24 protein-coding genes are annotated in these 26,417 nt (G+C 74.7%); 9 read left to right on the forward strand and 15 right to left on the reverse strand.

Annotated elements, in window-relative coordinates:
* Positions 1-30: 30 nt before the first annotated feature.
* Genes mprF through aat form a run of 3 tightly spaced genes read left to right on the forward strand, consistent with a single transcriptional unit; the run spans position 31 to position 4,125 of the window.
* Complete coding sequence (gene mprF, locus ACF3NH_RS08700) at positions 31-2,679, forward strand: bifunctional lysylphosphatidylglycerol flippase/synthetase MprF (protein ID WP_422922535.1); 2,649 nt, start codon at positions 31-33, stop codon at positions 2,677-2,679.
* Between the two features lie 13 nt (positions 2,680-2,692).
* Positions 2,693-3,421 (forward strand): AcvB/VirJ family lysyl-phosphatidylglycerol hydrolase, encoded by a 729-nt coding sequence (locus ACF3NH_RS08705; protein ID WP_422922536.1) that lies wholly within the window; start codon positions 2,693-2,695, stop codon positions 3,419-3,421.
* A 44-nt stretch (positions 3,422-3,465) separates the two neighbouring features.
* Positions 3,466-4,125, forward strand: coding sequence for a leucyl/phenylalanyl-tRNA--protein transferase (gene aat / locus ACF3NH_RS08710; protein ID WP_198365255.1), 660 nt, complete (start codon positions 3,466-3,468; stop codon positions 4,123-4,125).
* A gap of 24 nt (positions 4,126-4,149) precedes the next feature.
* On the opposite strand, the gene ACF3NH_RS08715 is transcribed toward aat, so the two are convergent.
* The 7 genes from ACF3NH_RS08715 to ACF3NH_RS08745 all read right to left on the reverse strand — a co-directional run bounded on the left by ACF3NH_RS08715 (position 4,150) and on the right by ACF3NH_RS08745 (position 9,839).
* Positions 4,150-5,577 (reverse strand): alpha,alpha-trehalose-phosphate synthase (UDP-forming), encoded by a 1,428-nt coding sequence (locus ACF3NH_RS08715; RefSeq protein WP_422922537.1) that lies wholly within the window; start codon positions 5,575-5,577, stop codon positions 4,150-4,152.
* Positions 5,565-7,361 carry a glycoside hydrolase family 15 protein gene (locus ACF3NH_RS08720; RefSeq protein WP_198365257.1) on the reverse strand — a complete coding sequence of 599 codons (1,797 nt, stop codon included), beginning with the start codon at positions 7,359-7,361 and terminating at the stop codon, positions 5,565-5,567. The genes ACF3NH_RS08715 and ACF3NH_RS08720 overlap by 13 nt, the downstream gene beginning before the upstream one ends.
* A complete protein-coding gene (gene otsB, locus ACF3NH_RS08725; protein ID WP_198365258.1) occupies positions 7,358-8,167 on the reverse strand; it encodes a trehalose-phosphatase in 810 nt (269 codons plus the stop codon). The genes ACF3NH_RS08720 and otsB overlap by 4 nt, the downstream gene beginning before the upstream one ends.
* Before the next feature lie 122 nt (positions 8,168-8,289).
* Complete coding sequence (locus ACF3NH_RS08730) at positions 8,290-8,682, reverse strand: DUF2155 domain-containing protein (RefSeq protein WP_422922538.1); 393 nt, start codon at positions 8,680-8,682, stop codon at positions 8,290-8,292.
* Positions 8,682-8,918 carry a hypothetical protein gene (locus ACF3NH_RS08735; protein ID WP_198365259.1) on the reverse strand — a complete coding sequence of 79 codons (237 nt, stop codon included), beginning with the start codon at positions 8,916-8,918 and terminating at the stop codon, positions 8,682-8,684. The genes ACF3NH_RS08730 and ACF3NH_RS08735 overlap by 1 nt, the downstream gene beginning before the upstream one ends.
* Positions 8,915-9,490 (reverse strand): outer membrane lipid asymmetry maintenance protein MlaD, encoded by a 576-nt coding sequence (gene mlaD / locus ACF3NH_RS08740; protein WP_422922539.1) that lies wholly within the window; start codon positions 9,488-9,490, stop codon positions 8,915-8,917. The genes ACF3NH_RS08735 and mlaD overlap by 4 nt, the downstream gene beginning before the upstream one ends.
* Positions 9,483-9,839 (reverse strand): NADH:ubiquinone oxidoreductase subunit NDUFA12, encoded by a 357-nt coding sequence (locus ACF3NH_RS08745; protein ID WP_198365260.1) that lies wholly within the window; start codon positions 9,837-9,839, stop codon positions 9,483-9,485. Before ACF3NH_RS08745 ends, mlaD begins: the two co-directional genes overlap by 8 nt.
* Before the next feature lie 216 nt (positions 9,840-10,055).
* On the opposite strand from ACF3NH_RS08745, the gene ACF3NH_RS08750 reads away from it, so the two are divergent.
* The 6 genes from ACF3NH_RS08750 (at position 10,056) to ACF3NH_RS08775 (ending at position 16,367) form a co-directional block, all read left to right on the forward strand.
* On the forward strand, positions 10,056-11,666 hold the full coding sequence (locus ACF3NH_RS08750; RefSeq protein WP_422922540.1) for a hypothetical protein: 1,611 nt from the start codon (positions 10,056-10,058) through the stop codon (positions 11,664-11,666).
* Positions 11,667-11,720: 54 nt separating this feature from the next.
* Entirely contained in the window at positions 11,721-12,194 is a 474-nt protein-coding gene (locus tag ACF3NH_RS08755) for a RidA family protein (protein ID WP_198365262.1), read from the forward strand.
* The gene (locus tag ACF3NH_RS08760; RefSeq protein ID WP_422922541.1) at positions 12,191-12,625 is read left to right on the forward strand and encodes a GNAT family N-acetyltransferase; all 435 of its coding nucleotides are present in this window, start codon (positions 12,191-12,193) and stop codon (positions 12,623-12,625) included. Before ACF3NH_RS08755 ends, ACF3NH_RS08760 begins: the two co-directional genes overlap by 4 nt.
* Before the next feature lie 35 nt (positions 12,626-12,660).
* Complete coding sequence (locus tag ACF3NH_RS08765) at positions 12,661-14,100, forward strand: YcjX family protein (RefSeq protein WP_422922542.1); 1,440 nt, start codon at positions 12,661-12,663, stop codon at positions 14,098-14,100.
* Entirely contained in the window at positions 14,097-15,137 is a 1,041-nt protein-coding gene (locus tag ACF3NH_RS08770; protein ID WP_422922543.1) for a DUF697 domain-containing protein, read from the forward strand. The genes ACF3NH_RS08765 and ACF3NH_RS08770 overlap by 4 nt, the downstream gene beginning before the upstream one ends.
* Before the next feature lie 66 nt (positions 15,138-15,203).
* Positions 15,204-16,367 carry a GNAT family N-acetyltransferase gene (locus ACF3NH_RS08775; protein WP_422922544.1) on the forward strand — a complete coding sequence of 388 codons (1,164 nt, stop codon included), beginning with the start codon at positions 15,204-15,206 and terminating at the stop codon, positions 16,365-16,367.
* A 1,023-nt stretch (positions 16,368-17,390) separates the two neighbouring features.
* On the opposite strand, the gene ACF3NH_RS08780 is transcribed toward ACF3NH_RS08775, so the two are convergent.
* The 8 genes from ACF3NH_RS08780 to galE form a co-directional block, all read right to left on the reverse strand.
* Positions 17,391-18,683 (reverse strand): aldehyde dehydrogenase family protein, encoded by a 1,293-nt coding sequence (locus ACF3NH_RS08780; RefSeq protein ID WP_422922545.1) that lies wholly within the window; start codon positions 18,681-18,683, stop codon positions 17,391-17,393.
* Between the two features lie 40 nt (positions 18,684-18,723).
* Entirely contained in the window at positions 18,724-19,959 is a 1,236-nt protein-coding gene (locus ACF3NH_RS08785; RefSeq protein ID WP_422922546.1) for an FAD-dependent oxidoreductase, read from the reverse strand.
* A complete protein-coding gene (locus ACF3NH_RS08790) occupies positions 19,956-21,101 on the reverse strand; it encodes a glycosyltransferase family A protein (RefSeq protein ID WP_232476907.1) in 1,146 nt (381 codons plus the stop codon). Before ACF3NH_RS08790 ends, ACF3NH_RS08785 begins: the two co-directional genes overlap by 4 nt.
* Positions 21,098-21,955: a lysophospholipid acyltransferase family protein gene (locus ACF3NH_RS08795; RefSeq protein ID WP_422922547.1), complete on the reverse strand. Its 858-nt coding sequence runs from the start codon at positions 21,953-21,955 to the stop codon at positions 21,098-21,100. Before ACF3NH_RS08795 ends, ACF3NH_RS08790 begins: the two co-directional genes overlap by 4 nt.
* Positions 21,952-23,040 carry a phytoene desaturase family protein gene (locus ACF3NH_RS08800; protein ID WP_422922548.1) on the reverse strand — a complete coding sequence of 363 codons (1,089 nt, stop codon included), beginning with the start codon at positions 23,038-23,040 and terminating at the stop codon, positions 21,952-21,954. The genes ACF3NH_RS08795 and ACF3NH_RS08800 overlap by 4 nt, the downstream gene beginning before the upstream one ends.
* Positions 23,037-23,624, reverse strand: coding sequence for a phytoene desaturase family protein (locus ACF3NH_RS08805; protein WP_422922549.1), 588 nt, complete (start codon positions 23,622-23,624; stop codon positions 23,037-23,039). The genes ACF3NH_RS08800 and ACF3NH_RS08805 overlap by 4 nt, the downstream gene beginning before the upstream one ends.
* Positions 23,621-25,210, reverse strand: coding sequence for a phytoene desaturase family protein (gene crtI, locus ACF3NH_RS08810; protein ID WP_422922550.1), 1,590 nt, complete (start codon positions 25,208-25,210; stop codon positions 23,621-23,623). Before crtI ends, ACF3NH_RS08805 begins: the two co-directional genes overlap by 4 nt.
* A 119-nt stretch (positions 25,211-25,329) precedes the next feature.
* The gene (gene galE, locus ACF3NH_RS08815; protein WP_422922551.1) at positions 25,330-26,337 is read right to left on the reverse strand and encodes a UDP-glucose 4-epimerase GalE; all 1,008 of its coding nucleotides are present in this window, start codon (positions 26,335-26,337) and stop codon (positions 25,330-25,332) included.
* Positions 26,338-26,417: the final 80 nt, after the last annotated feature.

The raw sequence follows: 26,417 nt of genomic DNA on the forward strand, positions 1-26,417 counted from the left end.
GTGGGGGAGGCGCGTTGATCGGGAAGAGTGATGAACGGGTTCACGGCCGCCCCTCCGGCGGCGAGCGAAAGCGGGACGGAGGGCGGCGACGGCCTCGACGCCGGCACGCGGCGGGCACGGCGCTGGGCCCTGCTGCGGCCCTGGCTGGTGCTGGCCGGATCGGTGGCGATGGCCGGGCTCGGCCTGCTGGCGCTGCACGCGCTGTCGCGGGAGCTCGACTACAACGCCATCACCGCCGCCCTGGCGGCGCAGCGGCCGGCGGTGCTGCTGGCGGCGGTGGCCGCCACGGCGCTGAGCTATGCCGCCATGACCGGCTACGACATCTCGGCGCTGCGCCATGTCGCGCCGGGGCGGGTGCCGCCGCGCATCGCCGCCCTGGCCGCCTTCTGCGGCTTCGCCCTGAGCAACACGGTCGGCGTCGGCACCTTCACCGGCGGCGCGGTGCGCTGGCGGATCTATGCCGCGGCGGGACTGGAGCCGCCGCGCATCACCCGCGCCATCCTGTTCGTCACGGCGAGCTTCGTCCTCGGGCTCTTCGCGGTGGCCGGCCTCGGCCTGCTGCTGGAGGCCGACCGCATGGCCGAATGGTTCGGCCTGCCGGCGCCCCTGCTGCGGGGCCTGGCGCTGGTGGGGCTGCTGGCCCTGGCCGGGGCGGCGGTGGCGGGGCGGATCTGGCGCGGGCGGCGTCTCGGGCGCTTCGTGCTGCGTGCCCCGCCACTGCGGCTGGTTGCCTTCCAGGGCCTGGTCTCGCTGGTCGATATCGGCGCCGCCGCCGCCGTGCTCTGGCTGCTGCTGCCGCCGGGGGCGGTCGATCTGCCGGCCTTCATGGCGCTCTACGCGGTGGCGATCGCCATCGGCGCCGCCAGCCACCTGCCGGGCGGCATCGGCGTCTTCGAGGCGGTGGTGCTGCTGGCCTTCCGCAACACCGCGGTGCCGCTGGATCAGGTGGCGGCCGCGCTGGTGCTCTACCGCGCCATCTACTTCGCCCTGCCGCTGGCCCTCGCCCTGCTGCTGCTGGCCGGCTTCGAGGCCAGCCGGCGGGCGCATCTGCTGGCCGGCGGCACGCGGGCGGTGCGCGCCGCCACCCGGCTGATGCCGCGCTTCCTGGGCGCCACCGCCTTCGCCGCCGGCGCGGCGCTGCTGCTGGGGGGCGTCACGCCGCCGCTGGGCGACTCGCCGGGTCTGCTGGCGCCCGCCCTGCCGCTGCCGGTCTTCGAACTGTCGCATCTGCTGGCCAGCGTCGGCGGGCTGGCGCTGATCTTCGTGGCGCACGGGCTGGTGCACCGGCTCGACGGCGCCTGGTGGCTGGCCCTCGCCCTGGCGGGCGGCGGGCTGCTGCTCTCGCTGGCCCGCGGCGGCGGCATGGTGGAGATCGGCCTCCTGGTGCTCCTGGGCCTCGCCCTGCTGGTCTCGCGCCAGCGCTTCGACCGCCGCGCCCGCCTGCTGGCGCCGAGCCTGACGCCCGGCTGGTGGCTGGCGGTGGCGGCGGTGGTGGCGGCGGCGGCCTGGCTGCTCTTCTTCGCGCATCGCGATGTCGACTATTCGCGCCAGCTCTGGTGGCAGTTCGAGCTGGATGCCAGCACGCCGCGCGGCATGCGCGCCACGCTCGGCAGCGTGCTGGCGCTGTTCGCCGCCGGCCTCTGGGCGCTGCTGCGCCCGGCCCGCAGCGCCATCCACCCGCCGACGCCGGAGGAGATGGCGCGCGCCGTCGCCATCGTCGAGGCGCAGGACCGGGCGGATGCCAATCTCGTCCGCATGGGCGACAAGGGGCTGCTGTTCTCCGAGGCGGGGGATGCCTTCATCATGTACGGCCGGCGTGGCCGCTCCTGGGTGGCGCTGTTCGATCCGGTGGGGCCGAAGCAGCGGGGGCTGGACCTGGTCTGGCGCTTCGTCGAGATGGCCGACGCGCAGCGCGGCCGCGCCGCCTTCTACCAGGTGCGGCCGGAGAACCTGCCGCTCTACATCGACGCCGGGCTGCAGCCGCTGAAGCTGGGCGAGGCGGCGCGGGTGCGGCTCGCCGCCTTCGACCTGAAGGGCCGCGCCCGGCAGTCGCTGCGCAGCGCGCTGAACCGGGCGGAGCGCGAGGGGCTGCGCTTCGAGGTGGTGGAGGCGGCCGGCGTGCCGCCGCTGCTGCCCGAGCTGGCGGAGGTCTCCCGCCTCTGGCTCGATCAGCACAAGGCGCGCGAGAAGGCCTTCTCGCTCGGCGCCTTCGATCCGGCCTATGTCGCCGCCCAGGGGGTCGCGCTGGTGCGCGGGCCGGAGGGCCGGCTGATCGCCTTCGCCACCCTGCTGGAGACGCCGGGTCCGCGCCACGAGATGTCGATCGACCTGATGCGCCACCGCCCGGACGTGCCGCCCGGCACCATGGACTTCCTCTTCCTGCGGCTGATCCTGCGCGCGCGGGAGCAGGGCTATGCCTGGTTCGACCTCGGCATGGCGCCGCTCTCGGGTCTGGCGGCGCACCGGCTGGCGCCGGTCTGGTACCGGCTGGGCGGGCTGGTCTTCCGCCGTGGCGAGCGCTTCTACAACTTCCGCGGCCTGAGGGCCTTCAAGGAAAAGTTCGAGCCGGAATGGGAGCCGCGCTACCTTTGCACGCCGGGCGGGCTGGACCCCTGGGTGGTGCTGGCGGATGTCGCGGCGCTGCAATCGGGCGGGCTGCGGGGAGTGATCGGCAAATGAGCCGGGGAAGCGAATGAGCCTGGGAAGCACGGGGCGGCGGGGACTGATCCTGGGTGGCGCGGCGGCGACCCTGGCGCCGCTGCCGGCGCGCCCGGCCCTGGCGCAGCGCGACACCTCGAAATGGCTGATCGAGCTGCCGGCCCGGCCGATGCGGGGGGAGACCTTCGCCATCATTCTCTCGGGCGACGGCGGCTGGCGCGACCTCGACCGCACCGCCGGCCGCTACCTGCGCGACGCCGGCGTCCCGGTGCTCGGCTTCGACTGCCTGAACTGGTTCTGGACCCCGCGTTCGCCGGCGGAGGTGGCGGCCGAGCTGGACCGTGTCATCGCCCTCTATGCCGAGGCATGGAAGGCGCCGAAGGTGGCGCTGATCGGCTATTCCTTCGGCGCCGACGTGCTGCCCTTCGCCTGGAACCGCATGACGGAGGCGAGCCGCGCGAGAACGGTGCTGATCTCGCTCCTCGCCCTCGGCAAGAGCGCCGCCTTCGAGATCCGGCTGGGCGATTTCATCGGCCTCTCGCGGCCGGGGGAGCTGCCGACGGCGCCCGAGCTGCCCGGCCTGCCGCCCGCCCTGGTGCAGTGCACCTACGGCGCGGAGGAGGAGGAGGACACCGCCTGCAAGGCCTTCCAGGGCACGCCGGCACAGATCATCCGCACCAGCGGCGGCCATCATTTCGACGAGGATTACAAGGCCCTGGCGCGACGCATCCTGGCGCGGCTGCCCGGCCGCGAGGGCGGCTGAGCGATGTCTGGCGCGGCCCTCCTCTCCGCGCCATGATACGCGCCATGTCCCGCCGTCCGGTGGAAATCACGACAGAGCTGCTGCTCCGCGCCTATCGCGCCGGGCTTTTCCCCATGGCGGAGTCCCGCGCCGGCGACCGGCTCTACTGGCTGGACCCGGAGTTGCGGGGCATCCTGCCGTTGCACCGCTTCCACCTGCCGCGCCGGCTGCGCCGCACCGCCCTCAACGGGCCCTACACCGTCACCGCCGACACCGCCTTCCCCGCGGTGATCGCCGCCTGCGCCGCGCCGGCGCCGGGGCGCGAGGACAGCTGGATCAACCCGGAGATCGAGCGGCTGTTCAACGCCCTGCACGCCAGCGGGGAGGGGCATTCGGTGGAGGTCTGGCAGGAGGGCGCGCTCGTCGGCGGGCTCTATGGCGTGGCGCTCGGCGGCGCCTTCTTCGGCGAGAGCATGTTCAGCCGGGCGCGGGACGCCTCCAAGGTGGCGCTGGTGCATCTGGTGGCGCGGCTGCGGCTCTGCGGCTTCACCCTGCTCGACACGCAGTTCACCACCGGCCATCTGACGCAGTTCGGCACGATCGAGATCCCCCGCGCCGATTACAAGGCGCGGCTGGCCGAGGCGCTGGTCCGGCCGGACGCCTGGCGGCCCGATCCGCCCGGCGTGGCGGAGGAGATCCGCCGGATGGGCGAGGCCCCGGCCTGACGGCGCCTCGCCCCGGTTCTCCCCTCAGTTCCGCGTCGGCGCCGGGCTGAAGGTTTCCGCTTCCGGCAGGGACAGCTCCTCCAGCTCCGCTAGGAAGCTCTCGGCCCAGCTGGTGGCGGTCTGCTCCTCCAGCCCGCGCATCATGCTCTCCCAGCGCTCCTTCCTCTCGGCCAGCGGCATCCGCAGCGCCTGGTCGAGCTTCTCCGCGATCGCCTCGGCGTCCAGCGGATTGACCAGCAGGGCCGTCTCCATGGTCTCGGCCGCGCCGGCGAAGCTCGACAGGACCAGCACGCCCGGATCCTCCGGATCCTGCGCCGCGACATACTCCTTGGCCACCAGGTTCATGCCGTCCCGCAGCGGCGTCACCAGCCCCACGCGCGCGGCGCGGTAGAAGCCCGCCAGCGTCTCGCGCGCCACGGCGCGGGCGACATAGCGCACCGGGGTCCAGTCGAACTCGGCATAGTCGCCGTTGATGCGGCCGGCCAGGGTATCCAGCTCGCGCCGCAGGTTGCGGTAGGTGGCCACCTCGTTGCGGCTGCGCGCCGCGACCTGCAGGTAGGTGACCTTGTTCAGGTGCTCGGGGTAGTTGGCCAGCAGCGCCGCGAAGCCGCGCATGCGGTGCGGCAGGCCCTTGGTATAGTCGAGCCGCTCGGCGCCGACGATCAGCGCCCGCCCGCCCATGCTGGCGGCGAGGCGCTGGGTGTCCGGCCCGAAGGCCGCCTTGCGCGCCAGGGTGGCGAAGCCGCGCGTGTCGATGCCGATGGGATGGGCGGAGAGCCGGGCGCGGCGCGGCGTCCCGTGCAGCTCGCCCCGCACGCTGCCGGTCGCGTCGGGGGTCAGGCCCAGCCCCTCCTGGAAGCAGTTGATCAGCCCGCCGAGGTCGCGCCGGGTCTGCACGCCGACGAGGTCATAGGCCAGCAGATCGCGCAGCAGCCGCTCGGCGTCCGGCAGGGCCGAGAGCACGGCGAAGGGCGGGAAGGGGATGTGCAGGAAGAAGCCGATGCGCTGGCGGGCGCCGAGCGCGCGCAACTCGGCCGCCATCGGGATCAGCTGGTAGTCGTGGATCCAGATGGTGTCGTCGGGGTGCAGCAGGGGCAGCAGCGCCTGGGCGAAGTCGCGGTTCACCTTGCGGTAGGATTCCGCTTCCTGGCGGTTGTACTCCATCAGGCCGAGCCGGAAGTGGAAGAGCGGCCAGAGGGTGTTGTTGGAATAGCCGGCGTAGAAGCCCTTATGGTCGGCTTCCGTGAGGTCGATGGTCGCGTAGTCGATGCCGGCCGAGCGAACGCGGCGCGGCTCCAGCCCGGCATCCTTGCGAGTCTCGCCGCTCCAGCCGAACCAGAGCCCGCCGCTCGCCTTCAGCATGTCCTTGAGCGCGACGGCGAGGCCGCCCGCCGCCGGTTCGCCGCGGCGCGGCACCGCGACGCGGTTGGAGACGACGACTAGCCGCCCCACAGACCGTGCTCCCACGAACGGCTCAGACGCATCGCCGAGAGGATCAGGCCAACATGGGAATAGGTCTGCGGAAAGTTCCCCCAGAGCCGGTTCCGCCTCGGATCGAGGTCTTCCGCCAACAGCCCCAGGTGATTCCGGCACGACAGGATCCTCCCAAACATGGCGCGCGCCTCCTCCATCCGTCCGGCGGCGGCGAGGGCGTCGACGTACCAGAAGGAACAAACGAGGAAGGCCGTTTCGGGTTTCCCGAAATCATCGGCCATGTCGTAGCGGTGGAGCAGCCCGTCATGCACCAGCCGCCGCCCGATCAGGTCGAGCGTGCCCAGGAAGCGCGGGTCGGTCGCCGGCAGGAAGCCGATCTCGGGCAGCAGCAGCAGGGCGGCGTCCATGCCGTCGCCCTCGAAGCTCTCGACGAAGCTGCCGAGCTCCGGGCGCCAGGCCTTCTCGCAGATCACCGCATGCAGCTCGCGCGCCGACTTCGCCCAGCGCTCCGCCCGGTCCGGCAGGCCGAGATAGCGGGCGATGCCGGCCAGTCGGGCCATGCCGGCCCAGCACATGGCGGCGGAGAAGGTGTGGATGCGCTCCCGGCCGCGATATTCCCAGATGCCCGCATCCGGCGTCAGCGCCCGCGCCTCGGCCTGCTCGCCCAGCCGCTCCAGCAGGCGGAACAGCGGCTCGCCGGCCGGGCGCGGCAGCCGCTGGTCGAAGAACATCTGCGCCGCCGCCATGATGACGGAGCCGTAGACGTCGTTCTGCACCTGCTCCGCCGCCTGGTTGCCGACGCGCACCGGCCCCATGCCGAGGAAGCCCGGAAGCTGCTCCTCGATCCGTTCCGGCATGGGCAGGGAGGGCACCAGCGGGTAGCAGGGCCGCAACACGCCGCCCTGCGAGATCGCCACCACGTTGGTGACGTAGCGGATGTACTCCTCCATGGTCCGCGTGGTGCCGAGGCGGTTCAGCGCCTGCACGGTGAAGAGCGCGTCGCGCAGCCAGCAGTAGCGGTAGTCCCAGTTGCGCTCCGTGCCCGGCGCCTCGGGGATCGAGGTGGTCAGCGCCGCGACCACGGCGCCGGTTTCCTCGAAGGTGCAGAGCTTGAGGGTGATGGCGGCGCGGATCACCTCCTCCTGCCACTCGAAGGGCAGGTGCAGGCCGCGCGTCCAGTTCAGCCAGTAGGTCTCCGTCTCGCGCAGCATCTCCTGGCCGACCGAATCGACATTGTCGGAGATGGTCGAATCCGGGCCGATCAGCAGCGTCACCGGCTGGTCGAGCAGGAAGGGCGCCTCCTCCGACAGCAGGGCCAGCGGCACGTCCGTCGTCACCCGCAGCACCTGGTCCTCGGTGATGTAGCGGAGGTGGTTGGAGCCGGCGCGGCGGGCGGGCCGGTCGCGGCCCCAGTGCGAGCGCGGCCGGATGCGCAGGCGGATCAGCGGCGCGCCGGAGAGCGGCTCGATGCGCCGCACCAGCATCGCCGGGCGGTAGCTGCGGCCGTGCAGCGGGAAGCGGGGCGCCGCGTCGGTGATCCGCAGCCGGTTGCCCTGCTCGTCCTCCAGCTCGGTCTCCAGGATGGCGGTGTTGCGGCGGTACTGCTGGCGCGAGGGGGTGCCGCCGCCCAGCAGCTCGCAATCCATGAAGCCGTCCTGCGGCTCCTCGCCGCCGAGCAGGGCGCAGAAGATCGGGTCGCCGTCGAAGCGTGGCCAGCACAGCCAGGAGCAGCGGCCCTGCCGGTCGAACAGGCCGGCGATGATGCCGTTCCCGACCGGCGCGAGATCCAGCGGCTGGCTCACGCGGGAAGCTCCGCGGCCAGGCGCCCGAGCCAGGCATGCACCGCCGCCGGTCCGGGGAAGGACAGGGGGATGCGGTATCCGGTGCCGCCGAGGGCGCGGCAGGCCTCGATGCCGTACTCGTCGGTCACGTCATCGCCGATGAAGACCGGGACGCGGCCGGCGAAGGGGGGGTGGCGCATCAGCCAGGTGACGGCGGTGCCCTTGTCGGCGCTCCGCGGGCGCAGCTCGGCGGCGGCATGGGCCGGCAGCACCTGGAAGGCACCGGCCGCCTCGGGTCGCGCCACAAGCTCCTGAAGGAAGCCGGTGGCGGCCTCGCCCAGCGCCGGGGCGGCGCGGAAATGCAGCACGAAGCCGTGCGCCTTCTCCTCCAGCAACAGGCCGGGCCGCGCCGCCGCCCAGGCGGCCGCCTCGGCACGCCAGGCGGGCGGGGGCGAGGGCGGCGGCGGCATCGGCGGGATCGTGGCGCCGGGCCAGCGGGTGGCGAGGGCCGAGGCATCGATGATGGTGCCGTGCTCGGCCGCGAAGGCGATGGGCGGGACCGGGCCGGTGGCGGCAAGGCCCCCAGCGGCGAGCGCCCGCGCCACATCGAGCCCGCGCCCGGTGACGATGGCCACCGCCCCCTCCAGCCCCGCCGAGAGGCGGGCCAGGAGATCCGGCAGGTGCGGCGGCACCACGACGGCGTCCGGACGCGGCGCGATCTCGATCAGCGTGCCGTCGAGATCGAGGAACAGGGCGGCCCGCGGCCCCGGGCTGGGGGGGCAGGGCGTCCCGTCGGAGGGGCTCCCGGAGGGAACGGTCTGCTGCATGCCTGTTCCTATGGCCGCAGTGGCGCCGATGGAAAACCCTCGGCGAGCGCTTTCCGGCTGCGGAACCGCACGGCGCGGTTGGCTTTACCCCGCGGTCACGGGATCGTGTAGCCGCCGCCGGCTCAGCGGCAGGACAGCACCCGGAGGTCGTAGACGGGATGCTCCAGCATGGCGATGCCGGGCGCGTTGGCGAACATCCAGCCCTGGAAGACTGGCGTGCCGCCACTGTCGTTGCGCGTGTCCTCCACCTGCAGCCAGGCGGCGGCGTCGGGCACCTCCTCCGGGGGACGGGCGTTGCAGGCCCGGACGATGACGCGCAGCGTGCCGAAGCTCACCGGCTGGTTCACCGGCGCGTCCACGATGGTGATGCGTGCCGTGACCTTGTCCAGCGCCTGCAGCGAGGCGGTCCGCTTGGGCACCCAGCCGGCATCCTGCTGAGCGACGGCGGGGAGGGGGAGCGCCAGCGGGGCGGCGAGGGCGGCGCCCAGGGCCATGCGCATCAGAACCGCACGCATCAGTCAGGCGCGCCCCCGCCACGGCGCGGGCTGGGCAGGGCATTGACCAGATCCGTCAGGATGCGGCGCATGGCCGCCTCGTCCACGCCCATCAGCACGGCGTCCTCCAGCATCTCGCCGAGCAGGGTGGCCGCCTCGGCATGGTTCTCGGCCAGCACCTTCAGCTTCTCGCGGCAGGCGACCGGCTGGCCGTCGGCGCCGGGCCAGCGCGCCGGCGGGACCGGAGCGCCGCTCATGGCCGGGCCGGCGGCGCCGCAGGGGCCGGGGGATTGGCCGGGGGATTGGCCGGGGGATTGGCCGGGGCATTCTCCTCCGGGTTCCGCTGGTTGTTCGCGTTCAGCTCGGTGACCGAGAAGATGAAGCGGCCGAGCAGGGATTCCAGGCTCACCGCCGACTGGGTGATCTTGATCTCGCCGCCATCGGCCAGGTTCCTGTCCGAGCCGCCCGGCACCAGCGCCACGTACTTGCCGCCCAGCAGGCCGTCCGAGGTGATCTCGGCCGAGCTGTCGTCGGGGACGTGGATGTCGCCCTGGATCTGCATGCGCAGCACGGCCAGGAAGGTCTGCGGGTCGATGCGCTGCTCGACCACGCTGCCGATCTTGACGCCGCCGATGCGGACGTCGGCGCCGGGGGTCAGGCCGTCGATCCGGTCGAAGCGGGCGGTCAGGGTCATGCCGCCGGCCCCCAGGCCGAGGCTGCGCCCGGACTGGCCAAGCGCATAGACCAGGAACAGCGCGGCCACCGCGAGGACGATCGCGCCGGTCAGCACCTCCGCCCAGCTGCGCCGCTGCATGACACGTTCAGCCATGGGGGGTCCAGGCGTCATAGTCGCCGGCCGAGACGGGGCGGCGGCCACCGGCAAAGTCGTGGCCCGAGGGGCGGTAGGCGCGCGGCGTGCCGGTCAGGTTCGGCTGGTGCTCCTGCTGCCACGGGAAGCGCTTCTGCTCCGGCAGGGGCGCGTCGGTCACGTGGTGCAGCCAGCAATGCCACTCGGGTGGCACGGTGGTCGGGTCGGGGGCGCCGGAATAGAGGACGAAGCGGCGCTTGCGGCCGTAGCCCAGCCAGGACTTGCGGCTCTCGTAATAGGCGTTGCCGAAGCGGTCGGTGCCGATCTTGCTGGCGGAGAGGCCAGTGGTCAGCCGCTGCAGGAAGGACATGTCTCGGTCGGTTCCATAGTCTGGCACGGCAGGGGCCGCGCGCGGGGGGGAGGACACGCTTGCCGGGCCTCCTTCGCATAGGACGGGGGCGAGGGGAAGCGGCGCGGTCCGGCGGCGGCATCCCGGCCGCCGGCCACGCCTATAATGCGCGGGGCGGGGCGGATTTGCCACCGGAGCCGACTTTCGTCCGGCGCGGCCACCGCATAGCATGCATGCATGGCACGGATCGCAGGCACATCCTGGGAAGGCATCGCGCTGCGGCGCGTCCGCGCGGCGGCGGACCCGGACGCGCCGCAGCGTCCGGTGGCGGTGCCCGCCGGCTGGGACGACGCGGCGGCCGAGGCGCTGGCGGCGCTGGCGCCGGGGCAGGGCGCCGTGACCCTGCCGGGGCTGGCCGAGGCCTGGATCGACCGCCTGCTGGAACGCGGCCGCGAGCCCGTGGCGCTGCCCGGCGGGGGGGAGCTGCCGCTGCTCGACCCCGCGGAAGCCCCGCGACTCGCCGCTGCCCTGCGCCGCCTGCTGCTGGCGCGCCGCGCCGCGCCCGGAGCCTCCACCTGGGCGGGGGCCTCCACCTGGGCGGGCGCCCCGGCCGGGAAGGGCGAGGCCCGGGCGGAGCCGCGCTTCGTGCTCAACCTGCCCGCCTTCCTCGACGAGGCGGGCGGCTTCGACATTCCCGGCTATCAGGCGGCCGTGGCCACCGGCCTGCAGGCGCTGGAGGTGCTGACGGGCGGCCGCGCGCTGCGCCTTCGCCTCGGTTTCGCCGACCTCGCCGGTCTGCTGGCGGCGCTGGGCCTGGACTACGACTCGGCCGCGGCGCGGGATGTCGCCGCCGCCCTGGCCGCGCTGACCCGCGGCGCGGCCGAATCCGCCAGCGCCCAGCTGGCTGAGCGCCTGGGCACGCGCGAGCCGCCCGCCCTGCTCTGGCCGGCGGCGCCCTCGCGCTGCGCCGTCCCCGGCCTCGCCGCCGCCGCCCGCCGCGCCCTGGAGGCGGCCGGGGCCACGCGCGGCCTGCGCCACCAGGGCTGCTTCATGCTGACACCGGCCGATGCCGCCGAGGCGCTGCTCGGCGCCGAGACCGGCGGCCTGGCCCCGGCGCCCGGCGCCACCCGGCTGGTGCGGGAGGCCGGCGGTGACGTCGCCGAGCGGCCCACCCTGGCCGCGCGCCGCGCCGCCGCCCTGCAGGGCGAGGCCCGCGCCCTCGCCCTGCTGGCGCCGCAGCCCGATTCCGCGCGGGTGGCGATGGACGCCGCCATCCGCCCCTATCTGCATGCCGCCGCGCCGGCGCCGCTGGCCCGGCCGGAGCCGGCCCGGCCCTTGCCGCCGCCGCGCCCGGCGGTGGCGCGCAGCCATCTCTGGAAGGTGGTCGTGGGCGGCCAGCGGGTGACGCTGCGCGGCAGCGAGGCCGCCGATGGCAGCCTGTCCGACATCGCCCTGTCCGTCGGCCGCGACGGTGCCGGCGGGCGCGGCCTGCTGGAAGGCCTGCTGCAGGCGGTGAACATCGGCCTGGCGCGGGGCGTGCCGCTCTCCGACTACGTGTCGAGCTTCGCCTACAGCCGCGACTGCGTCACCCGCTCCGGCCCGGCCGGGCCGGTGGAGGGCGACCCCGAGATCCTCAGCGCCACCTCGGTGCTGGACTGGGCCTTTCGCCGGCTGGCCATCGCCCAGCTCGGCGCCGCCGAGGCGCTGCGCCTGTGGCCGGACCCAGTGCCCGAGGACGGCGTGGAGGCCGGGTTGCCGCCCTCCGACCGCGGGCCGCTGCTGCCGCTCGACCTGCCGGCGCAGCCCTCGCCGGCGGCGCGGCGGCGCACCTTCCGCCTCGTCGGCTGATCCCGCTTCCCGATTCCCCCCGCTTCCCGCTGAGCCAGAGAAGGAGCTGTCCCCATGGCCGGACGTATCGCGGCGCGCCTCGCCGAACTCGGCATCGCCCTGCCCACCCCGGCGGCGCCGGTCGCCAACTACGTGCCCTTCACCGTGACCCTGGAGGGGCGGCTGGTCGTCGTCTCCGGCCAGGTGCCGACGCGCAACGGCGTGGTGGCGCATACCGGCAAGCTCGGCGCCACGGTCAGCCTGGAGACCGGGCAGGAGGCGGCGCAGCTCTGCCTGATCAACGTGCTGGCGCAGTTGCAGGCGGCGGTGGGCGATCTCGACCGCGTCACGCGCGTGGCGCGGCTGGGCGGCTTCATCGCCTGCGTGCCGGAGTTCACCCAGCACGCGCAGGTCATGAACGGCGCCTCCGATCTCGCCGTCGCGGTCTTCGGCGAGGCCGGGCGGCATGCCCGCAGCACCATCGGCGTGCCCAGCCTGCCGATGGACGCCGCCGTCGAGGTCGAGGGGATGTTCGAGATCGCCCCATGAGCGGCCCTCCCGCCATCGAGGTGACCGATGCCGAGGGCGCCGATGGCGGCGTGGTGCTGCGCGGCATCCTCGCCTTCAACGAGGCGGCGGTGGGGCCCTCCGGCCGCCGCCCGCTCTCGGTCCTGGTGCGCGACCCGGAGACCGGCGCGGTGCTGGGCGGTCTGACCGGGCGCACCGACAAGGGCTGGCTGTTCATCGAGCTGTTCCATCTGCCCGAGGCGCTGCGCGGCGGCGGCCTCGGCGCGGCACTGCTGGCGCGGGCCGAGGCGGAGGCGAGGGCGCGCGGCTGCGTCGGCGCCTGGCTCGACAGCTACAGCTTCCAGGCGCCGGCGTTCTACCGCAGGCAGGGCTATACCGAGTTCGGCCATGTGCCGGACAATCCGCCGGGCCATACGCGGCACTTCTTCCGCAAGGTCTTCGCACCCGGCTGAGGCCCGCGCCGCGGCGCGGGTCTGGCCGCGGCGCCATGCGCTCCCCACATGGGCAGGGCCAGGAGCGGGACGGGAGGCAGATGGCGGCGGGGATCGAGCAGATCGGGCATGGGCTGACCCGGATCACCACGGAGGCGGAGCGCCTCCTCAACGAGACCACGCTGCGCCTGGCCATCACCGGCCTCAGCCGCTCCGGCAAGACGGTCTTCATCACCTCGCTGATCGCCAATCTCCTGGCCCTCGGCCGCGGCCGCGACACGCTGCCGGCGCTGACCCGCCACATGGCGGAGCAGGGCCGGCGCATCGAGGCCGTGCGGCTGGAGCCGGCTGGCACCCAGGCGCTCGACTGGTTCGATGCCGCCGACAAGCTGCGCGATCTCGCCGGCGCCAGCCCGCACTGGCCGCCCCGCACCAGCGACCTCGCCAGCACCGCGCTGACGCTGACGGTGGAGCGCGGCGGCACCTGGCGCGGCCTGCTGCCCTCCCGCCGCATCCGGCTGGAACTGCTCGACTATCCCGGCGAGTGGCTGCTCGACCTGCCGCTGCTGGACCAGGACTTCTCCCAGTGGTCCGCCGCCACCCTGGCGCTGCTGCGCCGCCCGCCGCGCAGCGCCGTGGCGGGGGAATTCATGGCCTTCCTGGCCAGCCTGCCGCCGGAGGCGCCGGCGGAGGAGGCGGTGGCCCGGCGTGGCTACCTCCTCTACCGCGCCCTGCTGAGCGAGGCGCGCGATCGGCTCGGCCTGCGCTGGCTGCAGCCGGGCCGCTTCCTGGTGCCAGGCCCCAAGGGCGAGAGCCCGCTCATGTGGTTCTTCCCCTGTCCGGGCGAGAGCGCGCCGGCGCCGGGCAGCCTGCGCGACCTGCTGGCCCGGCGCTTCGAGGCCTATCGCGACGACATGCGGCAGAGCTACTTCGACCCCTGGTTCGCCCGCTTCGACCGGCAGGTGGTGCTGGTCGACGCGCTGGGCGCGCTCTGCGCCGGGGAGGGCGCCTTCGAGGACACGCGCGAGGCGGTGGCGCAGATCGCCCGCGCCTATGACGCGCGCTCCCGCTCGCGCTGGCTCGGCCTGCCCCTGCTCCGGCGCGTCGCCTTCGTCGCCAGCAAGGTGGACCATGTGCCCGCCGCGCAGCGGCCGGCCTTCGAGAGCCTGTTCCGCGGCATGGTCGCCGTGCCGGACGGGCGGATGGTCACGCATCGCGCCGTCTCGGCGCTGCGCTGCACGGAGGAGGCGCCGCCGGCCGCGCCCGGCGGGGCGCCGGTGGTGCAGGGCGTGCCGCTGGGCGAGAACCGGCGCCGCCCCTTCCGCCCCGGTCATATCCCCGCCGCCCCGCCGCCGCCGGGGGACGCCTTCTGGCAACGGCCCTATTTCGAACTGCCGGTGTTCCGCCCGCCGCTGATCGATCCGGACGGCCGGGAGGGTCTGCCGCATATCGGCATGGATGAGCTGATCACCTGGCTGCTGGAGGATGCGCTGTGAGCCTGCCGCCCCGGGCCGCCGGTCCCGAGTCCACCGGTCCCACGCCAGCGCACCCTCGGCCCGGCTCCGCCCCGGGCTGGGCCGACGAGCCGCGCGCGCCGCAGCCCCTGGATCCGTCCCTGGCTCCGTCCCTGGAGGCCGCCCTGCCGCCGCCCGGCCTCGGCCCCGCCTGGCTGGACCCCGGCAACGGCCCCCGGAAGGGCGGGGAGGGGCCGATCCGCCATGGCGAGCCGCTGGTGCTGAGCCTGCCGGAGGCCGCGCCCGGCGCCGGCTGGCTGGCCTCGCTCGGCACGCTGGGTGGCGCGGCGGCGCTGCTGGTGCTGGGGAGCTTCGGCCTCGGCCTGGGGCTGATGCTGGACGATCTCTTCGCCGCCTCCCCGGTGCTGGGCTGGCTCGGCGCGGCGCTCGGCCTGGGCGCGGGGGGGCTGGCGCTCTGGGGGCTGGGGCGGGAGTGGCGCGCGCTGCGCCGGCTCGACGCGCTGGACGGGCTGGCCCGCGCGTTGCGGGAGACGCCGGACGCCGCCCGGCCGCCACCCGCCCTGCTGCGCTGGGCCGATGCGCTGGCGCTGCGCCTGCCGGAGGCCGAGGCGGCGGTGGCCGAGCTGCGCAAGGCGGGGAGCATGGGCGAGGCGCGCGGCCTGCTCCGCGCCGCGCTGATGCCGGTGCTGGACGCGCGGGTGCGGGCGCTGGGCGGGCAGGCGGCGCGGCAGGTCTTCCTGGCCACCGCCGTGATCCCCTCGCCGGCGCTGGATGCCGCGGCCATGGCCTGGATCGGCCTGCGGCTGATGCGGCAGGTGGCGGTGCTGCATGGGGTGCGGCCGGGGATCGGCGTGCTGTGGCGCCTGCTGCGGCGGCTGGCCTTCTCGACGGGGCTGACGGTGGGCACCGAGATGGTGGTGGAGGCCGGGGTGGAGCAGCTGGTCGAGGGCCACGCGGCGAAGCTGGCCGGCGGCGCGGCCGGGGCGGCGGTGGCGGCGCGGCGGATGCTCCGCCTGGCGGCGGCGACGGGGGAGGCCTGCCGGCCGGTGCCGCGCTGACCCGGAGCGCCCGCCGCCGCCCGCGGCCCTTGCGATCGGGCGCGCCGGCCGCACATGCTGCCCATCATGCCTGATGTCCCGCCGCAGGAGCTGACCCTCCGCCTGCACCCCGCCATCGCGGAAATCTCCGCGGCGGAATGGGATGCCTGCGCGGGGGATGAGAATCCCTTCGTCAGCCACGCCTTCCTGGCGGCGCTGGAGGAGAGCGGCTCGGCCGGGCCGCGGAGCGGCTGGCTGCCGCAGCATCTCGCCCTGCGCGACGCCGCCGGCCGGCTGGTCGCCGTCGCGCCGGCCTATGCCAAGAGCCATTCCTACGGCGAGTATGTCTTCGACCATGCCTGGGCGGAGGCGCTGGAGCGGGCGGGGGGGCAGTACTACCCCAAGCTCCAGGTGGCGGTGCCCTTCAGCCCGGTCCCCGGCGCGCGCCTGCTGTGCCGGCCCGGCAGCGGCGTCGGGCCGGAGGCGGTGGCGCAGGCGCTGGCCCAGGTGACGGAGGCGCTGGGCCTCTCCTCGGCCCATGTCACCTTCTGCACGGATGCGGAATGGCGGGTTCTGGGCGAGGCCGGCTGGCTGCGGCGCCTCGGCACCCAGTTCCACTGGAGCAACGCGGGCTACGGCGATTTCGAGGAGTTCCTCGGCGCCCTGTCCAGCCGCAAGCGCAAGCAGCTGCGGCGCGAGCGGCGCGAGGCCCGGGCGGCCGGCCTCACCTTCCGCACGCTGCGCGGCGCCGAGATCACGCCGCGCCACTGGCAGGCCTTCCACCGCTTCTACCGCGGCACCGTGGACCGCAAATGGGGCAGCGCCTATCTCACCGCCCGCTTCTGGCCGCTGCTCGCCGAGCGGCTGGGCGAGCGCGTGGTGCTGATGGTGGCCGAGCGCGCAGGCGAGCCGGTGGCCGGCGCGCTGAACCTGATGGGACGGGACACGCTCTATGGCCGCAACTGGGGCGCGGCCGAGGAGACGCCCTTCCTGCATTTCGAGCTCTGCTACTACCAGGCCATCGACTTCGCCATCGCCCAGGGGCTGCGGCGGGTGGAGGCGGGCGCCCAGGGGCAGCACAAGATCCAGCGCGGCTACCTGCCGGTGCCGACCTATTCGGCGCATCTCATCCGGCATGGCGGGCTGCGCCGGGCCGTGGCCGCCTTCCTGGAGCGCGAACGCCCGGCCATGGAAGCCGAGATGGCGGAACTCGCCGCCGCCTCGCCCTTCCGCGCGGCGGGCGAGGCATAGCCTCGGGATGTAACCCCGGAGCACTTTCCCGGACGCCCGCCCTGTGGCAAGGACGGGCCGGATGCGGACGTGGCGAAACAGGTAGACGCAGCAGACTTCCATTGGAGTGCCCGCGGGGAAACCCGCGGTGCAGAACCGCTCAAAGTCGGGGAAAGCTAACGGGCCCGCCGGCCCCACGCCAATCCCGAGCCAAGCCTCCGGCGGAGACGGCGGAGGAAGGTGTAGAGACTGGACGGGCGGCGCCTAAAGCCCCGGCGGCACGCGGTGCCGGCCCGGCGGCCAGGGTGAAGGGACAGTCCAGACCACGAACGCCGCGAGGCGGCGGCGAAAGCCGTGGTGGTACGAAAATCTGCCTCCCCTCGGGGATTGCGGGTTCGAGCCCCGCCGTCCGCACCATGCCACCGCCGCCGGCCGGTCGCGGCAGGCGCCTGAGGAAGACGCGGGACAGGCACGGCGAACTCCGTCGGGGCCGCTCCGCGCGAGGCGGCGCGCGATGCGGCCGGAACGTCCGGAGACGCATGCCTAATGTCGGACGCATGCCTGGCCTTGCCGGAGCAAGGCCTGGGGCAGGCGTGGCGGCGTCAGTCGGCCGCGCGCAGGTGCGGCAGGCCCTGCGGCCAGTCCCGCTCCATCAGCGAACGGGCATAAAGTCCGCCTCCAACGAGGGCGGCAACGACAGTCACGAAGAGAATAGCGGACATGGGTAGGCCCCTTGATCCTTTGGTCCCGCCGCTGGATTGCGCCGGTAAGGTGAATATAGGGAGCCACTCCTTGCCAAAGCCTTGCGCATTTCGCGGGTGCAGCAATCGCGGGTGCATAGCTTCTCAGTCATGCTTTTCATGCATGGCAGCCCGACATCTATCTTATACAAGAATGGCTCGCGCCAGAGCCGCGCACCCTGACCTGCGCCGTGACGGACCTAGAGCGTTTTCCGTTCGCCCTGGCTCACGGCACACGCTCTGGCCATTTGTTTTTGCGAGCATCTTCACCCGATCAGGTGGTTCCACCTGATCGGGATTCGCTCTAGCGCAGCAGGCGGCGCGCCAGCCGCAGGGCGCGCTCCCCGCGGGGCGGATCGAGCAGGCGGGAGAGGGACAGCGGCCCGTGCCGCACCCGCGCCTGCCAGTCGCTGAAGGCCTCGAAGCCGGCGCGGCCATGATAGCGCCCGAAGCCGGAGCCGCCGCTGCCGCCGAAGGGCAGGCCAGGAAAGGCGGCGAACTCGACGCAGCGCTCCTCGACGATCGCACCGGCCCGGCAGTCCGCGGCGACCGCGGCCGCCTCCGCCCGGCCGGCCCCGAAGAGATAGAGCGCCAGCGGCGCCGGCCGGGCCGACACCCAGGCCAGGGCGGCGGGCAGGTCGGGCAGCGCCCGCACCGCCAGGCTGGGGCCGAAGATCTCGCCCGCCGCCGCCTCCCCCTCGTCACCGATCAGGACGATGCCGCCCGGCAGCGCCTCGCCGCCGCTGGCGAGCCGCGCCTGCCGGGCCCGCTGGGCGGGCAGGACGGCGCTTTCCAGCCGCACCGGGCTGGCCCGGCAGGCGGCGGCGAAATCGGCGGCGGCATGGCCGACCAGCAGGACGGTGTCGGGCGCGACGCAGGTCTGCCCGGCATTGATCGCCTTGCCCGCCAGGATGGCCCCGGCGGCGCGGCGCAGGTCGGCGCCCGGCAGCACCAGGGCGGGACACTTGCCGCCCAGCTCGAGGGTCAGGGGCGTCAGCCGCTCCGCCGCGCCGCGCATCACCGCCCGGCCGGTCTCGCCGCCGCCGGTGAAGACCAGGTGATCCCAGGGCTGGGCGGCGAAATCGGCCGAGACCGCCGCATCGCCCTGCACCACCCGCACGACATCGGGGCCGGGCGCGGCGGCCAGCAGCTCGGCCAGCAGGGCGGCGGTGCGCGGCGCCTGCTCGCTCGGCTTCAGCACCACGCGGTTGCCGGCGGCGAGCGCCTCGGCCAGGGGCCAGAGGCTGAGCTGCACCGGGTAGTTCCACGGCGCCATGACGCCGACCACGCCCTTCGGCACCGGCCGCGTCCAGGCCAGGGCGGGCTGGAAGGCCAGCGGCACCGGCACCCAGCGTGGCCGCGCCCACCAGCGCAGCCAGCGCCGCGCCCGCCGTGCCGCCTGCGCCGCCACCAGGACATCGGCGATCAGGGTCTCGACCGTGGCACGTCCGCCGAAATCGGCATCGGCGGCGGCGGCCAGGGCCTCGGCGCGGCGGATGGTCTCGCGCGCCAGGGCGGCGAGATGCGCCCGGCGCTCCGCCAGGGTCAGGCGCGGCCGGCCGCGCAGCGCCGCCAGGGCGCCCGCCGCCTCGCTCACGCCGCCCCCATCCTGCGGCCCCCCATCCTGCGGCTCCCCGTCACGCGGCCAGCGCCCAGCGGCCGGCCCGCTGGCCGGAGCGGACGGCGGCCTCGATGGTGGCCGGCAGCACCGGCTCCATCCAGTCCCCGGCCAGCATGAGGTTCTCCGCCGGATGCGGCGGCGGCGGCGGGGGCTGGTCCGGCTCGTGCAACGGCGTCGCGCGGTGTTCCTTCACGATGCGCCAGGGCGGCGGCGCTTCCGGCCAGGGGCCGGGGAGGCCGGCGGCCAGCGCGGCCTCGCGCAGCTCCCACCAGATCGCCGGCGCCTTAGCCTCGGCGTCGCGCAGCAGGGCGGCGGTGGCGGCGCTGACCGTCACCGCCACGCCGCCGGGCCGCACCAGAACCCATTGCGAGAGCCCGCCGAGCAGGCCGAGGAAGCGCGGCCCGGCGCCGCTGGCATGCTGGAAATGGAGGTTCAGGATCGGGGCGTGCCGCTCCGGCACGCGCAGGCCGGGCAGCAGCCGCACCGCCTCCCAGGGCGGCACCGCCAGCACCACGCGCTGCTCCGGCGCGATCGGCATCCGCGCCGCGCCGAAGCGCAGATGGGTGAGGCGGTGACCCTCGCGCTCCAGCCCGCGCAGGCGGTGCCCCGGGCGGATCTCGACGCCGCGCCGGCGCAGCAGGGCCAGGGCGGGCTCCACCAGGTCCGGCCCCAGCCCGCGGCGCGCCACGTAGAGGCGGCAGGCCTCGGGCCGCCACAGGCGCCGCAGCACCGCGCCGAGGCGCCGCAGCCCGGCCTCCTCGACCGGGGTGTTGAGGGCGGCCAGGGTCAGCGGCTCGACGAAGCCGCGCAGCAGTTCGGGATGACGGTCGAAGGCCTGGGCCACGGTGATGTGGCGGCCGGGCAGGGCGGCCCGCAGCAGGGCGAGGAAGGCGGCCGCGCCGAGGCCCGGGGGCCGCCGGTCCGGGCGGCGCCAGAGCCGTGGCGCCAGCGCCACGTGATGCAGCCGCGCGGCGACGAGGTCATAGACCGGCAGCGCCTCCGGCTCGGGCTCGATCCAGTCGGCGCGGGCGCCGATCTCGTCCAGCAGGGCGAGCGCGGCGGGATTGGCGCCGATCAGCGCATGGGTGCCGTTGTCGCCGCCATCCGGCAGGGCGCGGGCGCGGCCCCCGGCGCCGGGGCTGGCCTCGTGCAGCACCACGGCGCGGCCGGCCCGGCTCAGCGTCAGCGCGGCGGCGAGGCCGGCCAGCCCGGCCCCCACGACATGCACCGGCAGCCCGCGGGCGCGCGTCATGCCATGCCCGCCGGCGCGCCGCCGGGAGGATCGCCCGAGGTGCCGCCCGGGGAGGCGCCGTAGCGCCGGCCCTTCCAGGTCGGCGCGCGCCCCAGCAGCGGGGCGGACAGGGCGTACCACTGGATCGCCAGCGCCGTGGCGACGGTGGCGGGGTGCAGCGGCACCGTCCACCAGGGCTCGCGCATGCGCCAGGTGATGGCGGCGCGCAGGCCGAGGGAGAGCAGCACGGCCAGCAGGGCGCGGGGGTCCGGCAGCAGCGCCCAGGGCAGCAGGTGCGCGCCGCCGAGCACCAGGGTCCAGACCGGCAGGCCCATCGGCGTCGCCATGCCCTCCCGCGCGTTCTTGGCGAAGCCGCCCCAGGCGTCGCGCAGCCCGTGATACATGCGGCATCGCGCCAGGCGGCTGCCATCCACCACCTCGGTGCGCAGCCCGGCGGTGCGCAGCCGGCGGGCGAGGGCCAGGGCGTCGTGCAGGATGCCGGGCGCCGCCGCATGGCCGCCGGCGGCGCGATAGGCGCGCGCCTCGACCAGCACCAGCTGGCCGCAGGCGGCGGCCAGGGCCGGGCTCGCGGTGAAGGCGCGGCCGCCGCCGGGCAGGTAGCCCAGCATCAGCAGGTTGATGGCCGGCACGGTCAGGCCCTCGCCCAGGCTTCCCATCTCCTGGCGCGGCACGCCGCTGACCAAGGCGAGGTCCCGCTCCTCCGCCCGGGACGCCAGGGCGGCGGCGGCGGTGGGGCCGAGGCGCACGTCGGCGTCGATGAAGAGCAGGTGCGTGCCGCGCGCCGCCTCGGCCAGCCGGGCGCAGGCATGCACCTTGCCCGTCCAGCCGGCGGGAAGCGGTGGCGCCGCCAGCAGGCGCAGGCGCGGCTCGCCCGCCAGCATCCCGCGCACGATGGCGGCGGTGCCGTCGCGGCTGCCATCGTCTAGCACCACCACCTCGATCGCCGTGCCGGTGCTGGCCAGGGCGGCGGTGACGCAGCGGGCGATGCGCGGCGCCTCGTCCCGCGCCGGGATCAGGATGGAGACCAGGGTGCCGGGCGGCGGCGTGCCGCGGGCGCGCGGCAGGCCGCGCAGGTTCCCCGCCGCCATGACGGCCGGCAGGGCGGCGAGGCCGAGCGACAGCCAGCCGGCCAGGGCGCTCAAGGGCCGGACCCGGCGCCGGGTCCGCCGCCAGGCTGGTGGTGAGGAGGCTCGTGGGGGCGGGACTCATGTCGCGGATCGAAGCGGCGGCCGGCCGTCCAGGCCCGCGCGCGCCGCCAGAGGTCGTAGATCCCGCCCATGCCTTCCCCCCCCTGCTGCACCAGTACGAAGCGGGCCGGGTCGCGGCTGACGGCGTGCTCCGCCAGCCGGTCCATCGCCGCCGCCAGGGCCCCGGCGAGGGCCGCGGCCCGCTCAGGCCGAGGCATGGCGCGCAGCGCGGCGCCTGACAAGGGCGGACCGAAGCCGGCCAGCATCTCGGCGCGGCGCTCGGTCCAGAAGGGGTATTCCAGGGCGAGCGGCAGGAAGGCGGCGTCGGGGGCCAGCTCGGCCAGCCGCACCAGGCCGGGCGCGATCGGCACCGGGCGCTCGCGGACATCGGCGAAGCGGCCGGGGGCGTTCATCCAGAGCATGGCCTCGGGCCGCGCCAGCACGCCCCCGGCGGTGCGCAGGAAGGCGACGGCGCCGCGCGGCGAATCGCGCTCGACGCCGAAGACGCCGATGCGGCGCATGAAGCCGTAGCGGGCCAGCGCCGCCGCCTCCATCGGGATGACCATCGGCCGGCCGGGGAAGAGCCGGCGCGAGAGCAGCATGAAGGCCACCCCGTCCCACCAGGAGGCGTGGCTGGCATAGACCACCAGCGGCACGCCTGGCGGGGGCGCCGGCCGGGCATCGCGGGCCAGCCGCAGGGCCCGCATGTGGCGCCGGGCGAAGCGGGTGAAGACAAGGTCGAAGAAGGCGATCCGGCGCCGGGAATGGAGCGCCAGGGGGTCCTCGCCGTCGGGGCCGCCGGGTTTCATTCCGCCGCCAGCGCCGCCTCCCGGCCCTGCTCGCCGGCGTCACGCTCGCTGGCATCCCGCTCGCTGGCATCCCGCTGGCCGGCCCGCTCCGCCGCCGGGCTCATGCCGCGCCCGCCGAGATCCCGGTCCAGCGCGTCGGCGGCGATCCAGCCGGACATCATCACCATCGGCATGCCCGGCCCCGGATGCGCGGCGCCGCCGGCGAGGTAGAGGCCCTTCACCCCGCGCGCCCGGTTGCCCGGCTTGAAGGCGCCGGTCCAGCGGCCGTGGCTGGCCAGGCCGTAGATGGCGCCGTCCAGGACCTTGTAGCGCTCGTGGATGTCCTGCGGCGTCAGGTGCCGCTCCACCACGATGCGGCGCTCGATATCCTCGAGCCCGGCGGTGCGCTTCAGCTTGTCGAGGATCACCTGCCGGTAGGCCGGCAGCATCCGGGACCAGTCCTGGCCGGGACGCAGATAGGGCGTGTGCACCAGCACGTAGAGCGCCTCGCCGCCCTCGGGCGCGACGGTGGGGTCGGTGGCGGCGGGGGCGGCGAGGTAGGCGGTGGGGTCGGGGGCGGGGATGCCCTTCCGGTAGATGGCGTCGAACTCCTCCTCGGCATCGCGCGAGAAGACGAAGTCGTGATGCGCCAGATGCTCGTAGCGGCGGTCGAGGCCGAGATAGAGCACCACGCCCGAGCAGGCCGGCTCGTGCTTGCGGCGGTGGTAGCGGCGGGCCGGGGCGCCGCCGACCAGCTCGGCATAGGTGCGGATGGCGTCCATGTTGGAGATCACCGCATCGGCCGGGATGCGCTCGGCCCCGGCGATCACGGCGCGCACCGTGCGGCCCCCGGCGGCGTTCTCGATCTCCAGCCCCGTGACCTCGCAGCCCGGGCGGAGATCGACGCCGAGCTCGCCGGCGACGCGCGCCAGCCCCTCGGCCACCGCGCGGGTGCCGCCGCGTGGATACCAGATGCCCTCGGCCGCCTGCATGTCGCCGATGCCGCAGAGCACGGCCGGCGCCAGATAGGGCGAGGAGCCGACATACTGGCAGTAATGATCCAGCATCTGCGCCAGCCGGGCGTCCGGCACATGGCCGCGGATCACCCGGGCCACCGTCTGGCCCAGCGCAGCGCCAGCACCTCGCGCAGCGTGTCGGGGCGGAGATTGGCGCGGAAGTCGAGCGTGTCGGCGATGCCCTCCACCGGCTTCCAGAAGAAGAACTTCTCCGAGATGCCGTGCAGCTCGCGGGCGACGTCCTGGAAGCGGCGATAGCCCGCGCCATTGCCGGGCGCGAAGCCCTCCATGGCGCGGGCCATGGCGCCGACATCCTGCATCAGGTCGATGCGCGAGCCGTCCTCGAAGAAGCAGCGCCACTGCGGGTCGAGCCGGAGCAGCGGCACCTCCGCCGCCGGATCGCGTCCGGCCTCGGCCAGGATGCGGCGGAGCACGCGCGGCATGGTCAGGATGGTCGGGCCCATGTCGAAGCGGAAGCCGCGCGTGTTGCCCCCCTCCGCGCCGGAGGCTTCCCCTCGGGCTCCCCCTGGGGCCGGCAGGTTCAGCACCGCCGCCTTGCCGCCGAGCCAGGGGTTCTTGTCCAGCAGGGTGACGCGGTGGCCGCGCGCCGCCGCCACCACCGCCGCGGCCAGCCCGCCCAGCCCGCCCCCAATCACCACCACCCGCGCGCTCATGCCGTCAACTCCCGTGAGGCCTCCGCCTGTCTCCCCTCCAGATCCGGCGGCAGGGCGGTGGGGATGCCGCCCAGGCCGAGGTCGCGCGCCAGCAGGTCGGCGCTGATGCGCGCGCCTTCGTAGATCACCGGCAGGCCGCTGCCGGGATGCGTGCCGCCGCCCACCATGTAGAGCCGCTCGGTGTCGGCGAAGCGGTTGCCGGGGCGGCGGTGCAGCATCTGGCCGAGATCGTGCGCCAGGTTGAAGGTGGCGCCGAAGCCCACGGCATAGCGCGATTCCCACTCCTCCGGCGTCACCATGCGCTCGTGCCGGATGCGCGACTCGATGTCCGGCAGGCCGAGCGCGGCCAGCCGCCGCAGGGCGAGCGCGCGGAAGGCGGGAGCGGCCCGCGACCAGTCGATGCCGGCGCGCAGGTTGGAGACCGGCACCAGCAGGTAGAGGCTGCTGTGCCCGGCGGGCGCCATGCCCGGATCGGTGGCGACGGGATTGTGCAGATAGAGCGAAGGCTGAAGCGGCAGGCTGCCGCCCTCGATCTCGCGCAGGTTGCCGCGGTAGTCGCCCGAGAGCAGCACGGTATGGTGGGCGAGGTCGGGGAAGCGGCCCTCCACGCCGAGATAGAGCATGAAGGTGGAGCAGGAATAGCGCGCCTCGCGGATGCGCCGGTCGGACCAGCGGCGGCGCAGCGCGTCGGGGATCAGCCTTGGCGCGGCATGGGCGAAATCGGCGTTCATCACCACGGCGTCCGCCGCCAGCACCGCGCCGCCGGTCCGCACGCCGGTGGCGCGGCGGCCTTCGAAGACGATCGATTCGACCGGGCAGCCCAGCCGGATCTCGGCGCCCAGCCGGCCCGCGACGCGCGCCATCGCCGCCGCCACCGCGCCGCAGCCACCGCGCGGGTGAAACACCCCGTGCTCGTATTCCAGGAAGGAGAGGATGGTGAAGAGGCTAGGGCAGCGGAACGGGCTCATCCCCAGATACTTGGTCTGGAAGGAGAAGATCAGCCGGGTGCGCGGATCGCGGAAATGGCGCTTCAGCTCGGCATCGACCGAGAGATGCGGCCGCAGATGCGGCAGGGCGCGCAGCATGTCGCGCCCCAGCAGGTCGGAGGCTGAGGCGAAGCCGCGTTCCAGCACGGGGCGGAAGGCGGCGAGCTTCTCGCGGTTGGCGGCCATGAAGCCGGCCAGGGCGGCGCCGTCGCGCGGGTCGAGCTTGCCGATCTCGGCCGCCATCCGCGCCAGGTCGGGCGTCGCGTCGATGGTCGGGCCGTCCTCGAAGACCAGCCGGTATTGTGGATCAAGCCGCTGCATCGGCGCCTCGGTGGCGAGATCGGCGCCGCAGGCGGCGAAGATCTCCGCCAGGATGCGCGGATACAGGAAGAAGGTCGGGCCGAGATCGAAGCGATAGCCTTCCGCCGTCTCCAGGCTGCGGCTGCGGCCGCCGACGACGGCGTCCTTCTCCAGCACGGTGACGCGGGCGCCGCGCGCCGCGAGCAGCATGGCGGCGGCCAGGCCCCCCGGCCCGGCGCCGATGACGACGACATGGGGCCGGGAGGCCGGAGGCCGGCCCGATCTGGGGAAAAGCTTCATCCGGCCGCGTCCACCTCTCTGCCTGAACCAGGGGGAGGTGCGGACGGGCGGGGATTTGCCAAGGGTGGCGCGCGACTCACGCTTCCGTGATGAGCCTTGGCCGCCCCCGGCCGGGGCGGTCAGGCGGCGCGGGCCACCCGGTCGCCGTAGCCCTCGGGGCGCGCCACCCGCCAGGCCCAGGCGGTGCGGACGATGTCGTCCAGCGCCGCGTAGCGCGGCGTCCAGCCGGTCTCCTCGCGCAGCCGGGCGTTGGAGGCGACAAGCACCGCCGGGTCGCCCGCGCGGCGCGGGCCAAAGCGGTGCGGCACCGGGCGGCCGCCGACGCGCTCCACCGCCTCGATCACCTGCTTCACCGAGTAGCCGCTGCCATTGCCGACATTGTAGCGCAGGCTGCGGCCCTCCTTCAGCACGTCCAGCACCCGCAGATGCGCGTCGGCGAGGTCGGTGACGTGCACATAGTCGCGCAGGCAGGTGCCATCCGGCGTGTCGTAGTCGGTGCCGAAGACGGTGAGCTCCGGGCCACGGCCGAGGGCGGCGTCGATCGCCAGCGGGATCAGGTGCGTCTCGGGGGCGTGGTCCTCGCCGAGGCGGCCCTGCGGATCGGCGCCGGCGGCGTTGAAGTAGCGCAGGGCGGCGGATTTCAGCCCATGCGCCTGATCGGCCCAGTCGAGCGCCGTCTCGGCCATCAGCTTGGACTGGCCATAGGCCGAGGCGGGCAGCAGCCGCGCCGTCTCGTCGATCGGCACGGTCTCGGGATAGCCGAAGAGCGCGGCGGTGGAGGACAGCACGAAGCGCAGGCAGCCCGAGCGCGCCGCCTGCTCGGCGAGCGTCGCGGTGTTGGAGAGATTCTCCCGGAGGTAGCGCATCGGCTCGCGCATGCTCTCGCCGACGAGGGAGAGGGCGGCGAAATGCAGCACGCCGTCGAAGTTCCAGCCGGCGAAGACCTCCGCCACCCGGCGCTGATCGGCCAGGTCGAACTCCAGCAGCTCCACACCCGGCGGCAGGGCGGCGCGATGGCCCTGCCGCAGATCGTCGATGACGACCACCGTGTCGCCGCGCTCGACCAGGGCGAGCACGACATGGCTGCCGACATAGCCGGCGCCTCCGGTGACCAGGTAACGCGCCATTCGGGATCCCTTCCTTACTGGGTCAGCTGCCAGGCTCGGCGCGGAAACTTTAGCGACATGCTGCGATGCAGCGCAGCGAA

Source organism: Pseudoroseomonas sp. WGS1072, from assembly GCF_049340465.1.
Lineage (GTDB): Bacteria > Pseudomonadota > Alphaproteobacteria > Acetobacterales > Acetobacteraceae > Pseudoroseomonas.